A 14,311-nucleotide genomic window follows, 5' to 3' on the forward strand; every position below is an offset into this window, starting at 1 on the left:
CCCCGGACAACATCGGTAATGCCGATGCCGTCCGGGGCAATACAGACTGCGTTAGCGCAGGCTGGCCAGAACCTCGCGGGTGGAAGCCAGCATGTAGTCAAATTCCTCATCCGTCAGCCAGTGCTGGAAGGGGAAGGAAATCATGGCGTCAAAGAAGGTGTCGGCATTGGGGCAGTCAGCCTTGCCCATGCCCAGACGGCGGTAATAATCGTAGCGGTCCAGCGGAATATACTGCACCACGCACTTCACGCCCTTCTCGTTGAACATGGCGCGGATAAAGCGGTCGCGGGCTTCGGTGCCCGTGGTCATACGCGCGGCGAGCAGGTGGTAGTTATGACGGCGGGAATCCTCGCGATGGAACTCCAGCTCTGGAAAGTCCGCCAGCGCATCAATGAAGCGCAGGGCGCGGGCGCGTTTTTCGTCATTGATGCTGTCGATACGCTCAAGCAGTTTGGCCCCCAGCGCGCATTCCGCTTCGCCAAGGCAGTAGTTGTTGGGCTGCAGCGGTTCCCCGTCCAGCATGGGCAGATCAACGTTGCCCATGGCGGGCTTCCAGTAGTCGGGCCGCTCAAAATCATAGCCGCAATGCCCGTTGTGGCGCAGGGTGGGCACCAGGGCCGCCAGCTTGGGATCGCGCACATAGAGCATGCCGCCCTCGCCAAGGGTGGTGAGGTTCTTGTGCGAATGGAAGGAGAAAACGGCCATGTCGCCAAAGCTGCCAGCCTTTTTGCCATTCAGCTCGGAGCCAATGGACTGGGCCGCGTCTTCAATGAGGATAAGCCCGCGCTCTTTGCACAGGGCAGCAATGCCGACCATGTCTGCCACATAGCCGTACAGGTGCACCACCACAACGGCCTTGGTTCGGGGCGTAATGGCTTTTTCGATGCTTTCGGCTGTGACGACCCGGGTCAGAAGGTCAACGTCAGCCCAGGCCATTGTGGCGCCTTTTTTGATGTAGGGGTAGGCGGAGGCCGTAAAGGTATGCGAAGGCATGACCACTTCATCGCCGGGCTTGAAGCGGCACAGCTGGGCCGAAAGCTCCAGAGCCGAAACGCCGTTCATGGTCACAAAGCAGCTGCCCTGGGCAACGCCCTGATAGCTGGCAAACTTGCTTTCAAAATCACGCATGTGCGCGCCCTGGGTGAGCGTGTCGGCATTGCGCATGACCTCGACAACCACGGCTATTTCTTCTTCCGTGTAGCGGATGGCGCGGCCGCTGAAATTTACTTTAATGTCCATGAGGACTCCTTGTGGCAAATGCGCCGCCGGAAGGCCCGACGGCGCACAATCTGCGGTTATCACTGCAAGCGAAGGCGCGGGTTGCGCCGCGCGCGGCTACATGCGCTTGAAGCGCTCGATAACGTTTTCCTTGGTGAGGATCTTTTTGAAATCCGGGCCAAGGCGGTTGGAAAGCGGCTTTTCGTGCACAATACTGGCATCGTAAAGGGCATCGTACTGCGCATCGGTAAGGCCCTGGCAGATTCCCTTGGGCAGGTCGATGCCCTGGCGTTCCATCATGGCCATAAAGTCTTTGTATTCATTGGGGTAGATGTCTTCCAGCACGGTGAGGGCATGGCAGTTGGCAATGCCGTGGTGCATGTGCAGCACCATGCTGAGGCCAGCGGAAAGGGGATGCACCACGCCCACGAAACCGGCGGCCATGCCGCCCAGGAAGGAGGCGATCATGAGCTTTTCGCGGTTTTCATCGCTCATCATGTCGCTGGAAAGATAGACCTGCTTGCTGAGGTCAATGGCCTTTTCAGCCAGGGAATCCACCACCACGTTGCGGTAGGAGCCAGTGATGCTCTCGAAGCAGTGCATGTAGGTGTCGATACCCGTGTAGAAATACTGGTTGCGCGGCACGCTGGCGGTGAGGTCAGGGTCGAGCAGCACCTGCTCGAACATGGTGTAGTCGCTGTTCATGCCGAGTTTGATGTTCTTTTCCTCGTTGCAGATGATGCCAGTGCGCGAGGTTTCGGAACCCGTACCGGAAAGGGTGGGAACAGCGATTTTGTAGGGAGCGGGGTTCTTGACCAGTTCCCATCCCTGATAGTTTTCGGCCTTGCCGGGGTTGTTCAGCAGGTTGCCCACGCACTTGCAGGTATCAAGAACGCAACCGCCGCCAAAGGCCAGCAGGGCGCAGGGGGCCGTGCCGTTGAGGAAGGTCTTCACCTTGTCGGTGTAGCCGTCGATGCTGTCAGTGGTGGGCTCGTTGGTGGTGTCTACATAGAGCACCATGTCCTTGCTTTCCACGGGCAGCTTGGCAATGAGATCCTTGCCTTCAAAAAAATGGTCAATAAAGAACACGGCAGGGCCGTTCACTGCGGCGCGGCGCGCGCCGATCAGATCGCCAAGCTGGGCAAGGCTGCCCGAACCAATCATATAGTAACCAACATTCTTTGCGTTGCGAAACATAGTTGCCCTCTCAATATGGCAGATGATGACCGGGCCATACGCTATAGCCGAACGTCTGGCAAGATGGCCTGCAATGGGCCACTGGCGCGGATTTTCGCCTGTTGTCGCCGAAGGGCGGCACAACCTTTATATGGTGGCCCTCAGACCCCGCTGTCGTCAAGTGGATCAGGGCCAAAACGGTTGGGCCCGGAGGTTCCTTTAAGCGCGTACACGACCATCAGCCCAATGCTGGCAATGACCGCTGCAAAGGCCACCAAAATGAACAACCAATCGGCATCAGCCGCCACGCCGACCAGGCCGGGCAGCATCAAGGCCACAGGCAGGGCCTGCCACCAGCCGGAAAAATCGCGGTCATGCAGCCTGCGCGTTGACACGCTCACCGTTGGCAGCAGCAACCACAAGGCCTGCACGGCACTGATGATGGAAGCCAGCGCTGGCGCCATAGCTCCCACAATGACCACTGCAATATTGATCAGCAGCGTAAACAGGCAGAACCACCAAAATTCGGAGCGCGAGGCCCGGCCCTTAAAGCTGCAATACTTCTTGGTCAGGCAGATTTTTACGGCATCCCTGAATTCCATGTGCTCTCCTCCCAGCAGGCAAAATCAGGCCCGGTGCTGCCGCCACGACTGCACGGTATTGCTCAGCAGCATGGCAATGGTCATGGGGCCAACGCCGCCGGGCACAGGCGTAATGGCATGCGCCTTGGGGCTTACACTGGCAAAATCCGCATCACCGCACAGACCTTCGGGAGTGCGGTTGATGCCCACATCAATGACCACCGCGCCTTGGCGCACCATGTCGCCTGTGATGCAGCGCGGCCTGCCCATGGCAAGAAACAGAAAATCGGCCTGACGGCACTGCTCGGCAAGATCGGGCGTGCGCGAATGGCATACGGTCACTGTGGCGTCGCCAAAACGGCCAGAACGGGCCAGCAACATGGCCAGCGGTTTGCCCACAATGTTGGAGCGCCCTACAACCACGGCCTTCTTGCCGCTGGTGGGCAGGTCATAGCGGCGCAGCAGCTCCATGACCCCGGCGGGCGTGCAGGAGACAAATCCCGGCAAGCCCAGCGAAAGACGGCCCACGCTCACAGGGTGGAAACCGTCCACGTCCTTTTCCGGATCAATGGCCAGCAGGCATTCCTGCGCGTCCAGCCCCTTGGGCAGGGGCAGTTGCAGCAGGATGCCGTCCACAGCGGGATTGGCGTTGCACTCGCCAATGAGTTGCAGCAGGTCCTGCTGGCTGGTGGTGGCGGGCAAATGGTGCGGAAAGGAAACAATACCGGCTTCGGCGCAAGCGCGCTCCTTGTTGCGCACGTAGACCTGCGAGGCAGGGTCTTCGCCCACAAGGATAACCGCAAGACCCGGAGCACGATGGCCCTCGGCACAGGCGGCGGCCACTTCCGCGCCAAGTTCCGCCCGGATGTCGGCGGCGGTTTTTTTGCCGTCAATCAAGATCATGTCATACTCCAAAAAATAAGATAGCCGCCGCAAACAGGGCGACCGCCGCGCCCGGCTGGTGCGACGGTCGCTGGTGGTACCCGCGCCCTTCCAATATGGTTGCGCGCGGGTTGGAGGTCCATACGCGATCAGCTGTGAAAAGCCCGCAGACCCGGCCTTAGCGCGGCCTGATCTGCGGGCGGATAAACCTAGTCTTCGTCTTCTGCCTGGAGATAGTATTCAGCCATGATGGGGCCGAAGAAGTCCGCATCGTCGTCCAGTTCTTCTTCAATGCGCAGCAACTGGTTGTACTTGGCCATGCGCTCGGAACGGCAGAGCGAACCGGTCTTGATCTGCCCGGCGTTGACGCCCACGGCGAGGTCGGCAATGAAGCTGTCTTCGGTTTCGCCGGAGCGGTGTGAAACAACTGTGCTGTACGAAGCTTCCTTGGCCATCTCGATGGTGTCCAGAGTTTCCGTAACCGTGCCGATCTGGTTGAGCTTGATAAGGATGGAGTTACCTACGCCCTGATCGATCCCTTCGGCCAGGATGCCGGGGTTGGTCACGAACACGTCGTCGCCCACCAGCTGGATATGGTCGCCAAGGGAGGCGGTCAGCATGCCCCAACCGTCCCAATCGCTTTCGGACATGCCGTCTTCGATGGAGATGAGGGGGTACTTCTGGGTGAATTCGGCCAGCCAGTCGCTCATCTCGGCATTGTTGAAGGTCTTGCCTTCGCCGCCGAGCACGTACTTGCCGTCCTTGTAAAATTCGCTGGCCGCAGCGTCGATGGCCAGAGCCACTTCGGAGCCGGGGTTGTAGCCCGCTTCTTCAATGGCCTTGATGATGTAGGTAAAGGCTTCATCATGGTTCTTCAGGTTGGGGGCAAAGCCGCCTTCATCGCCAACGCTGGTCACGTGGCCGTCCTTCTTGAGGATGGCCTGAAGGGTGTGGAAAATCTCCGCGCCGATGCGCAGGGAATCACGGAAGGTCATGGCCCCCACGGGCATGATCATGAATTCCTGAATATCCAGATTGTTGGGAGCATGCGCGCCGCCGTTGATGATGTTCATCATGGGCACGGGCAGCACCTTGGCGTTGATGCCGCCAAGATACTTGTAGAGCGGCAGGCCAAGAAATTCGGAAGCCACGCGCGCGCAGGCCATGGAAACGCCCAGCATGGCGTTTGCGCCAAGGCGGGATTTGTTATCAGTGCCGTCAAGGTCGATAAGAGTGTTATCGATCTGCACCTGACGCAGCACGTCCATGCCAACAATGGCCTCGGCGATTTCGCCGTTGACGTTGTCAACGGCCTTGGTCACGCCCTTTCCGCCAAAACGGCTCTTGTCGCCATCACGCATTTCCAGGGCTTCACGGCTGCCCGTGGAGGCCCCGGAGGGTACCGCCGCGCGGGCGCTGTGACCGGATTCCAGCGTCACTTCCACTTCAACAGTGGGGTTGCCGCGCGAATCGAGAATCTCACGGCCATAAACTGAAGCAATGCCGCTCATTGTCTACTCCTTTTGCCCTGGGGGGCTTGTTTACGAAAATGCTTACCACGGCGCAAAGGCCAATGGTCTGCGGATAAGTCGATCAGAAATTTTGCCCGTGAAACGTCTGTTCAGGGCCAGAAGCGCCGCCTGACAGTCAGGCTGGATCCATGGCGCTATTCGTCAACGCTGGGTTCTTCATAGTGCAGCCTGCGCAGGCCTTCAAGCAGCAGCATGGGCAACACCTGATCAAATACGTTGCTGACTCTGGCTATGGAGGAGGCAAAACCCCCTGTGCCAAGCACTTTGACCGGGCCGGACATTTGCCGTTTGAGGCGCTGCGTAAGGCCCTCGACCATACAGGCAAAGCCAAAAACAATGCCGTGCTGGATGCTGGTGGTGGTATTGCGGCCCGGCGTGGGCTCGTTGGCGCGCACGTCAAGGTTGACCCTTGGCAGCTTGGCGGCCTCACGCGAAAGCGCGGTCAGGGCCGTGCGCGGGCCGGGGAAAATCAGGCCGCCCATGTAGGCATCGCCGCTCACGCAATCGATGGTCACCGCCGTGCCAAAATCAACAATAAGCAGAGAAGGCGTTTCCGGATACATGCGGCGCGCCGCATAGGCTCCCACCAGCCTGTCCGCACCCACTTCCGCAGGGCGTTCATAACGGTTTTCAAGCGGAACGGGCAGTTCCTTGCCCACACGCTGCAAAGGGCAGCCCACATAGCGGGCCACGGCCTCGCGCAGCAGGGGATCAAAGCCGGGCGCAACAGATGACGCAACGCAGGCTTTGAGTTGCGCGGGGGCAACGCCCGCATGCTGCAAAAGCGTGAGAAGGGTAAGACCAAAATTGTCCGCCGACTGGGCGGTATCGGTGCGCAGGGTGTACGAAGTCAGCACATGACGCTCGTTGCCCAGCCCAATCTTGATGGAAGTATTGCCTATGTCGAAAAGCAGAATCTCGGGCTGCATATGCGCCTCCGCAAAGGCCTGAAAGGTTACAGAGCCGGATTATGCCCAATTTGCCCGCACTAGGCAAGCCGCGCAGAATCGGGGAATTACGCGGTAATTGCCGGTCAGGCATGACCGAATAGAGCACCAAAATACCGGGCAGCCGGTACACCACAGCAAGCCCCGCGCCTGCCGTGCGTATACATTGGCACGACAGGCGCGGGGCAACTGTTTTCTCGGCGGCGCAGCGCCCGCCGGGGGCTGATATGTTTATTCCACCGTTACGCTCTTGGCCAGGTTGCGGGGCTGGTCCACATCCTTGCCCAGGTAGTCGGCGGTTTCATAGCTGAAAAGCTGAAGCGCGGGCAGGGCCATAAAGCCTGCCAGAGGAGCGGGCAGGGAGGGGATAACCCAGGTATCTTCCGCGCCAAGGTCAAAACCCTTGTTGGTCAGGGCGATAACCTTGCCCTGCCGGGCCTGCACCTCGACCATATTGGACTTCACCTTGGGCAGCAGGGCATCGTCCAACGCCAGGGCAAAGGTGGGGAACGAGGGGTCGATCAGGGCAATGGGGCCGTGCTTCATTTCGCCCGCAGCATAGCCTTCTGCATGGATGTACGAAAGTTCCTTGAGCTTCAAAGCGCCTTCCAGAGCCAGGGAATAGCAATGACCACGCCCAAGGTAGAAGAAATTGCGGGCCTGTGCATACTTGCGCGAAAGCTCGCGCGCCTTTTTGTGCATGGCAGGCAGCGAAGCATCCAGCATGGCGGGGAGGTTCTCCAGCATGTCGATGATCTTGCGCCGCTCGTCCGCAGACATGGTGCCGTTGCGTTTGCTCCAGTACAGGGCCATGAGGGCCAGCATGAGCATCTGGCTGCACATGGCCTTGGTGGAAGCCACGCTGATTTCAGGCCCGGCCTGGGTGTAGAGCACGGCAGAGGCATCGCGCGCAATGGACGAACCCACCACGTTGCACAGGCCAAGCACGGTCACGCCCTTTTCCTTGGCAATGCGCAGGGCTGCCAGGGTATCAGCGGTTTCACCGCTCTGGCTGATGACGAGCACCATGTCGTCCTTATCCAGCAGCAACGCGTCCCGATAGCGGAACTCGGAGGCGATTTCTACCTGCACGGGCACATGCGCCCAATGCTCCAGCAAATGCCGCCCCCACAGGCCGGAATGATAAGACGTGCCGCAGGCCACAATATGCAGACGGCGCGGCACAGGCAGGCTGTCCAGCTCCGCAAGGCGCACACCGCTGTGGTCGCCTTCAATGCGACCCGTGAGGCCATCAGTGATAACCCGGGGCTGCTCAAAAATTTCCTTGAGCATAAAGTGGCGGTAGCCGCCCTTTTGCGCGGCCTGCATGTCCCACTGGATGGTCTGTGGCTCGGGCTGCACCGGGCTCAGATCCTTGAGGCGCATGATGGCGAAGTCGGAGGCTGTGGCCCGAACCAGTTCGCCGTCTTCCAGAAAAACCACTTGGCGCGTGTAGGGCAGGAAGGCCGGGATATCGGACGCCACAAAATTTTCGCCAGTGCCCTGGCCAAAAATAAGCGGAGCAGACATACGCGCGGCGTAAATAACGCCAGGCTCGTTTTTGTCCATGAGGCAGACCGCATACGCACCGTGCGCTTCGCGCAGGGCGGCGGCAAAGGCATGCAACAGGTCAGGCTCGGTCTTGCGGCGTTCGGCTATCAGGTTCACCAGCACTTCGGTGTCTGTCTCGGAGCTGAACGTATAGCCCTTGGCCGTCAGGTCAGCCTTGATTTCCTGATAATTTTCAATGATGCCGTTGTGCACAATGGCGAGTGCGCCATCGTTGGAACGGTGGGGATGGGCGTTGCGCTCGGCGGGCACGCCGTGCGTGGCCCAACGGGTGTGGCCCATGGCGCTGGTGGGCGTGGCGACGCCTTCTTCGTGAGCGAGCTTTTCTTCCAGCGCGGCCAGCTTGCCGGTGGCGCGCACCACATGCAGATCGCCCTGACGGGCAAAAGCCACGCCCGCAGAGTCGTACCCACGGTATTCCAGACGGCGCAAGCCCTCAACTACAACGGGTACCGCAGGCCTGTGACCCGCATAACCGATAATGCCGCACATAGAGTGCCTCCTTTTATCGCCGGGCAAGGCCCGTTCACAGACCACTCGGTCGACCTGTGAGAAATAGGTAGGTATGTCGTTTTGTAAATATCCCTGCCGCCAGAACGGAGAGGGTTGGGGGGAAATATGCAAGGCCGGAACCGCGTATGCGGTTCTGTTTCAAGCGAAGCGAAGTTCGGAAAGCCATCGCTTACCGGCGCGGCAAAACCGCAGCCTGCCCTGATTTTCTGTTGTGCTTACATTGTCAACACTCTCGACCGGAACCGCATACGCGGTTCCAGCCGAGAGTTCAATATATCTGTCGCCTGCGTGCCGGGGCCACGGGGCTATCGGCGGGGCAGAGCTACATGTTCTTTCTGTCCACAATGTCCATGTTGTGCACTTCAACCTTGGCGGTCGAAAGCAGACGCTGCATGAAGGTTTCATACATACCCTGAAGGCGCTCGCGCTCCACGGCATTGACCATGATGTCCTTGATCATGTCCCATTCTGGGGGATCGGGAGGCTGCACAGCGCCAACGTGCACGAGCACGGCGCCCTGCCCGTCCTTGGGGCTGTTGACGGCAAAGGCAACAGGCAGCCACTGGCCGACCTTGGCATGAAACACGGCGGCGGCCAGCTCGGGGTCAGCCCCAAAATCTGCCAGGCTTCCGCTACGATCCATGGGGTTGGCGGTCTTGATGCCCATGCCCGTCTTAACAGTGGGGTTGATGGGGCCGTCCGCAAGGTTCTTGCGGCGCTCCGCCGCCGCACGCATGGCTTCGGCAAGGGCCTTCTCACCCTGCAGGCGAGCGGTGATTTTATCTTTCACAGACTCAAGCGACGCGGTCGATGCAGGTTCTGCCTTGAGCACACGGGCCACCACATAGGCATCGCCAGCTTCAAGCGCCCTGTCCACCGGCGAGTTGGCCGGGGCCTTTTCAAGGCTTGCGGCGGCTTCGGCGTTGATGCCCATCTTCTGTTGCAGATCCTGCGCTGAAGCCATGCCCGTCTGCTGGGCTTCAAGCCCCAGAGCCTGCGCGCTCTTTTCAAGCGGCTTGCCGAGAATGTTGTCTTCAATGAGGTTATCAAGCACATCGCGCAGTTTGTCCGCGCCCTGTTCTTTGGCAATGGCCTTGCGCACATCGGCGGCAACGCTGGCAAAGGGCTGCGTGTCGCCGCCCTTCTTTTCCTCCACCTTGATGATGTGCAGGCCAAACTGGCTGCGCACAGGTGCGGAAATCTTGCCCGGTTCAAGGGCAAAGGCGGTGTCTTCAAAAGGCTTGACCGTGGTGCCGCGCTTGATCCAGCCAAGCTCGCCGCCAGGGCCGGCAGCGTTGGGGCCGTTGTGGGCATTGGCCACATCGGCAAAACTTTTGCCGCTTTTGAGTTCTTTTTCAATGGCCGCAGCAGATTCCTGGGCCTTCTTTACGTCCGCCTCGGCGGCGTCTTCGGCCAGCGGCACAAGAATGTGCGCGGCCTTGACTTCTTCCTGCTGGTTGAAGCGGGAGAGATTGGCATCGTACCACTTGCGGGCGTCTGCCTCGCTGATGGCTTCGGGCTTGACCAGATTTTCCGGCGAAATGCGGATATAGGCCACGTCCACCTTGGGAGGAATGGCAAATTCAGCCTTATGGCTGTCATAATAGGCGGCTACTTCCGCATCCGAGGGCTTGGCATTTGCCATGAAATCGGCAGCAGGAATAAAGATGTAGTCAGGCACCCGCTGTTCACGCAAGAAGTTGTAGCGGTTCTGCGCTTCTGCAGGATCATGCCACGCTGCTGCAGTGACCAGGGCAAAGAGCTTCTGCCGCAGCAGGTCTTCGCTCATGTCATGCTCGTACTGCGCGGGCGAGATGCGCTGCATCTGCAAAACGCGCTTGTACGCTTCGGGATCAAACTGCCCCTTGGCGTTCTGGAAGGCCGGGATCTGTCCCACGGCAATGCGCAGCTCAAGCGGCGTCACGGTAATGCCCGCGCTGGCGGCTTCCTGACGTACGAGAGACTGGCTGACCAGATCACGCAGCACCTGACGCCCAAGGCCCTGACGGACCTGCTCGCGCGTTGCGCCGGGGTTGTTGCGCATCACGGATTCTTCCGCATTGCGATAGGCAAGTTCAAAATCACGCACGGTAATGGGTTCGCCGTTAACCATGGCGACCACATTGCCTGCGCCCCGGTCTTTCATACTGCCTACGCCCCAGAAAACAAAGACAAGGATAATGAGGCCAAAAGCCAGTTTGACGCCAAGAGACTGCGAATTGGAACGGATATACTCAAGCATGCTTACTCCGAGATGCGGTATTTCCCAAAAGATAGGGAGGCATCATAAGCGCAAACTGTGGGAAACTCAACAACAGGAACAGTACGAAAGAAAATAGCCACCTACCGACTTGCGGCGGAAAAATCGGGGAGCAAAAAAACCTTACCTGTCCATGCCCAACTTGCGCATTCTGTGTTGCAGGGTAGAGCGTGGCACGCCCAGCAGCGCCGCTGCTCCTCGCGGCCCGGAAATACGCCCGCCGGACTGGCGCAACGCTCGTTCAATGTGGCCCCGTTCATTTTCTTCAAGCGTGGGAAGGCGCGCCGAGGCTGCCGCCTGTTCGCTGCCTGCGCCGCCATATACCGGATCAGCAAAACGCCCCAACATCCCGCCCGCCGCAGGAACAGCTGATTCGCAGGGCTGTTTTTCTGCAGTTTCAGGTTCCCACTGGTGCAGGGCCTCCAGGACAAAATCTTCCGTCAAAGCCGAATCCAGCGAATGGAGCAGCATACGGCTCACCACATTGCGCAGTTCACGAATATTGCCGGGCCATGAATGCCCGTGCAGAGCCTGCACCACTGACCTGCTCAGCCTGGGAGGGCGAATCTCGTACTCTTTGGCGAACTGATGAATAAAGTGATCCACAAACAGGGGAATATCGCTTTTGCGCTCCCGCAGCGAAGGCATACGCACGACCACAGAGCCAAGCCGGTAGTACAGATCCCGCCGCAAACGCCCCTCGGCCATGGCTGCCGCCAGATCAATATTGGTAGCTGAAATTACGCGGATGTCCACACCAGTGGATTCAGCCTCGCCCACACGCTCGAACGAATTTTCTTCCATGACCAGCAGCAATTTGCTCTGCATTTCCGGCGCAAGCTCGCCAATTTCATCAAGAAACAGGGTTCCGTTCTGGGCCAGTTCAATACGCCCAATGCGCTTGGCTGTGGCCCCGGTAAAAGCCCCCTTGGCGTAACCGAACATTTCGCTTTCAAAAAGGGTAGGCGCTATGGAAGGGCAGTTGACCTTGACGAAATTTTCTTCCCGTCGCGGGCTGTGACGGTGCAGCCAGCGCGCCAGCATGCTTTTACCCGTGCCAGTTTCCCCGGTGATAAGCACGGGAATGTTCAACTTGGCAACCTTGCTGACAATAGCCATGGTGCGGGCCATTGGCGGGGTTTCGAGCAGTTTGCTTTCCAGCAGGATGGTGCCCGAGTTATCCTGTATGCGGCTGGACTGCTCCGGCAGTGGCCTGCCTTTTCCCACGCGCTCCTCGGCCAGCACGGCAAAAAGAAAGGTGGTAAGCACAGGCGTAAGTTCAATGAGAAAGTTCAGAATCTCAACAATATTGTCCGGCTGCTTTACAAAAGAAACATGCAGCGTGCCTATGACTTCGCGGTTGATTATGAGAGGCAGGGCAATGGTTGCGTTGAGGCCCACCGATGAAAGGGGCATGGGGCCATCGCCCAGATTATGGGCCGCCAGATCGTTGATGACCACAGGCTTGCGCGAAGAAATGGCAAGCCCGGCAACGGTATTGCGGGCTATACGGGTATTTGAAAGTGATTCTACAACGGTTCCATCCGCAGCAGTAAACAGGTTCAGAAATTCCCGCTCGGCATCATAGAGGTTGATGCAAAACCGGTCATAGTGAAAGAGCACACGAAGCTGCTTGGATAATATCTGAAAAAACGCGTTTCTATCGATCTTTCCCGCAACAATGCGCGCCAGATGGTGCACAACCTGCCCTACCGTGAGCGAAGGGCTGCTCAATCCATTGGGCGTAATTTTGTATTCCATGGTCTCCGCCTAAATATGGGCAATTTTTTACCCAAATATCATCAATAGTGCCAACAAATCAAGCTATTAGTTGAGTGGTCAATCAAGATTGTGAAAAAAATCCATATTTCCCGCCTAATAATTCGGATCGCTGATTTTGGCACACCAATTGCTATAACTCTTACAGCAAAGCTTAAAGGCATAAAAAAGATTTGTATTTACATGTGTGGATAAAATAATCCACATATGCATACTCATAATGCCGCAAGAAAAACTCTTGTTTTTCGCATAATGCCGTTAAGTTTTGCCATACAAAACATTTTTTATACCATTGTTATTCAAGGAGAACGGTATGGTAACCCATTTTGTGGTTCACGAACCCGACGATAGCGTCGGCGTTGTCGTTGTCGAAGGGGTGAAGAAAGGCGATAAGCTTAACGGTTGGGTCATGGATGGCAACCAGAGCATCGACTTTGAAACGCTGAGCGATATTCCGATCGGCCACAAGATTGCCCTGAAGGATCTTGCTGTGGGCGATACCGTCATCAAGTACGGCACTGACATCGGCAAAGTTGTACAGCCCATCAAGCGCGGCGAACATTTGCATGTCCATAACGTCAAAACCAAGAGGTGGTAAGCTGATGCAACAGACATTTATGGGCTATCGCCGCGAAAATGGCCGCGTGGGCATCCGTAACCACGTTATAATTCTGCCCCTGGACGACCTTTCCAATGCCGCTTGCGAAGCTGTTGCCAACAACGTAAAGGGCACGCTTGCTCTTCCGCACGCTTATGGCCGCCTTCAGTTCGGCGAAGACCTTGACCTGCATTTCCGCACGCTGATCGGCGTGGGCTGCAACCCCAACGTTGCCGCCGTTATCGTTATCGGCATCGAGCCCCAGTGGACCAAGCGCGTTGTGGACGGTATCGCCAAGACCGGCAAGCACGTTGAAGGTTTTTCCATTGAACAGCACGGCGACCTTGAGACCATTTGCAGCGCTTCCCGCAAGGCCAAGGAATTCATGCACTTCGCCACCGAACTGCAGCGCACCGAATGCAAAGTGAACGAACTGTGGGTCTCCACCAAGTGCGGCGAATCCGACACCACTTCCGGTATTGCCGCCAACCCCACTGTTGGCAACGCTTTTGACAAGCTGTGGGAAAAGGGCGCCACCACCCTCTTTGGCGAAACCACTGAAATCACCGGTGGCGAGCACCTGGTTATGGAACGCTGCGCCAACGCTGAAGTTCGCGCCCAGTTCAAGGCCTTCTTTGACCGCTACGCCAAGGTTGTGGACGACCACAAGACGGACGACCTGAGCGACTCCCAGCCCACCAAGGGCAACATTGAAGGCGGCCTGACCACCATCGAAGAAAAAGCCTTGGGCAATGTGCAGAAGATTGGCCGCAAAGCGCCTGTCATCGGCTGCCTCGACAAGGCTGAAATGCCCACTGGCCCCGGCCTGTGGTTCATGGATTCCTCTTCCGCCGCTGCCGAAATGGTCACCCTTTGCGCTGCCTCCGGCTTTGTGGCGCACTTCTTCCCCACGGGCCAGGGCAACATCATCGGCAACCCCATCCTGCCCGTGATCAAGCTTTCGGCAAACCCCCGCACCGTGCGCACCATGAGCGAGCACATCGATGTGGACGTTTCCGGCATCCTGCGCCGCGAAATGGACCTCGATGCCGCTGGCGACAAGCTGCTCGAAATGTTGTTCCGCACCTGCAACGGCCGTAACACCGCCGCTGAAGTGCTGGGCCACAGAGAATTCATCATGACCCGTTTGTACGAAAGCGCCTAAGCTACGCTTTAAAAGAGGCCGACCGGCACCGTCAGGGCAGGCCGGCCTCTTTTAAAACCGTATTAGCCCAAATTTTCACAAATCTGGTGTT

General features: G+C 58.1%; 11 protein-coding genes. 2 read left to right on the top strand and 9 right to left on the bottom strand.

The genetic code is table 11. The features are described from left to right. Positions 1–51 precede the first annotated feature (51 nt). The 9 genes from RDK48_RS03460 to RDK48_RS03500 form a co-directional block, all read right to left on the bottom strand. Entirely contained in the window at positions 52–1,239 is a 1,188-nt protein-coding gene (locus RDK48_RS03460) for a DegT/DnrJ/EryC1/StrS aminotransferase family protein (RefSeq protein WP_298997814.1), read from the bottom strand. A gap of 96 nt (positions 1,240–1,335) precedes the next feature. After that, positions 1,336–2,415: an iron-containing alcohol dehydrogenase family protein gene (locus tag RDK48_RS03465; RefSeq protein WP_298997812.1), complete on the bottom strand. Its 1,080-nt coding sequence runs from the start codon at positions 2,413–2,415 to the stop codon at positions 1,336–1,338. Between the two features lie 140 nt (positions 2,416–2,555). Further along, on the bottom strand, positions 2,556–2,996 hold the full coding sequence (locus RDK48_RS03470) for a DUF805 domain-containing protein (RefSeq protein WP_298997809.1): 441 nt from the start codon (positions 2,994–2,996) through the stop codon (positions 2,556–2,558). Between the two features lie 24 nt (positions 2,997–3,020). After that, complete coding sequence (gene folD, locus RDK48_RS03475) at positions 3,021–3,878, bottom strand: bifunctional methylenetetrahydrofolate dehydrogenase/methenyltetrahydrofolate cyclohydrolase FolD (protein WP_298997807.1); 858 nt, start codon at positions 3,876–3,878, stop codon at positions 3,021–3,023. Between the two features lie 188 nt (positions 3,879–4,066). Then, a complete protein-coding gene (gene eno, locus RDK48_RS03480) occupies positions 4,067–5,368 on the bottom strand; it encodes a phosphopyruvate hydratase (RefSeq protein WP_298997803.1) in 1,302 nt (433 codons plus the stop codon). Between the two features lie 155 nt (positions 5,369–5,523). Next, on the bottom strand, positions 5,524–6,318 hold the full coding sequence (locus tag RDK48_RS03485; RefSeq protein ID WP_298997800.1) for a type III pantothenate kinase: 795 nt from the start codon (positions 6,316–6,318) through the stop codon (positions 5,524–5,526). A 249-nt stretch (positions 6,319–6,567) separates the two neighbouring features. Beyond that, the gene (glmS, locus tag RDK48_RS03490; protein WP_298997795.1) at positions 6,568–8,397 is read right to left on the bottom strand and encodes a glutamine--fructose-6-phosphate transaminase (isomerizing); all 1,830 of its coding nucleotides are present in this window, start codon (positions 8,395–8,397) and stop codon (positions 6,568–6,570) included. Between the two features lie 343 nt (positions 8,398–8,740). Further along, positions 8,741–10,660 carry a SurA N-terminal domain-containing protein gene (locus RDK48_RS03495; RefSeq protein WP_298997792.1) on the bottom strand — a complete coding sequence of 640 codons (1,920 nt, stop codon included), beginning with the start codon at positions 10,658–10,660 and terminating at the stop codon, positions 8,741–8,743. A gap of 141 nt (positions 10,661–10,801) precedes the next feature. Next, complete coding sequence (locus RDK48_RS03500; RefSeq protein ID WP_298997789.1) at positions 10,802–12,439, bottom strand: sigma-54-dependent Fis family transcriptional regulator; 1,638 nt, start codon at positions 12,437–12,439, stop codon at positions 10,802–10,804. 331 nt (positions 12,440–12,770) lie between these two features. On the opposite strand from RDK48_RS03500, the gene RDK48_RS03505 reads away from it, so the two are divergent. Together RDK48_RS03505 and RDK48_RS03510 are read left to right on the top strand one after the other, a co-directional pair. After that, entirely contained in the window at positions 12,771–13,055 is a 285-nt protein-coding gene (locus tag RDK48_RS03505; RefSeq protein ID WP_298997786.1) for a UxaA family hydrolase, read from the top strand. Positions 13,056–13,059: 4 nt separating this feature from the next. Continuing rightward, positions 13,060–14,220 carry a UxaA family hydrolase gene (locus RDK48_RS03510; RefSeq protein ID WP_298997783.1) on the top strand — a complete coding sequence of 387 codons (1,161 nt, stop codon included), beginning with the start codon at positions 13,060–13,062 and terminating at the stop codon, positions 14,218–14,220. Positions 14,221–14,311: the final 91 nt, after the last annotated feature.

Source organism: uncultured Desulfovibrio sp., from assembly GCF_902477725.1.
Lineage (GTDB): Bacteria > Desulfobacterota > Desulfovibrionia > Desulfovibrionales > Desulfovibrionaceae > Desulfovibrio.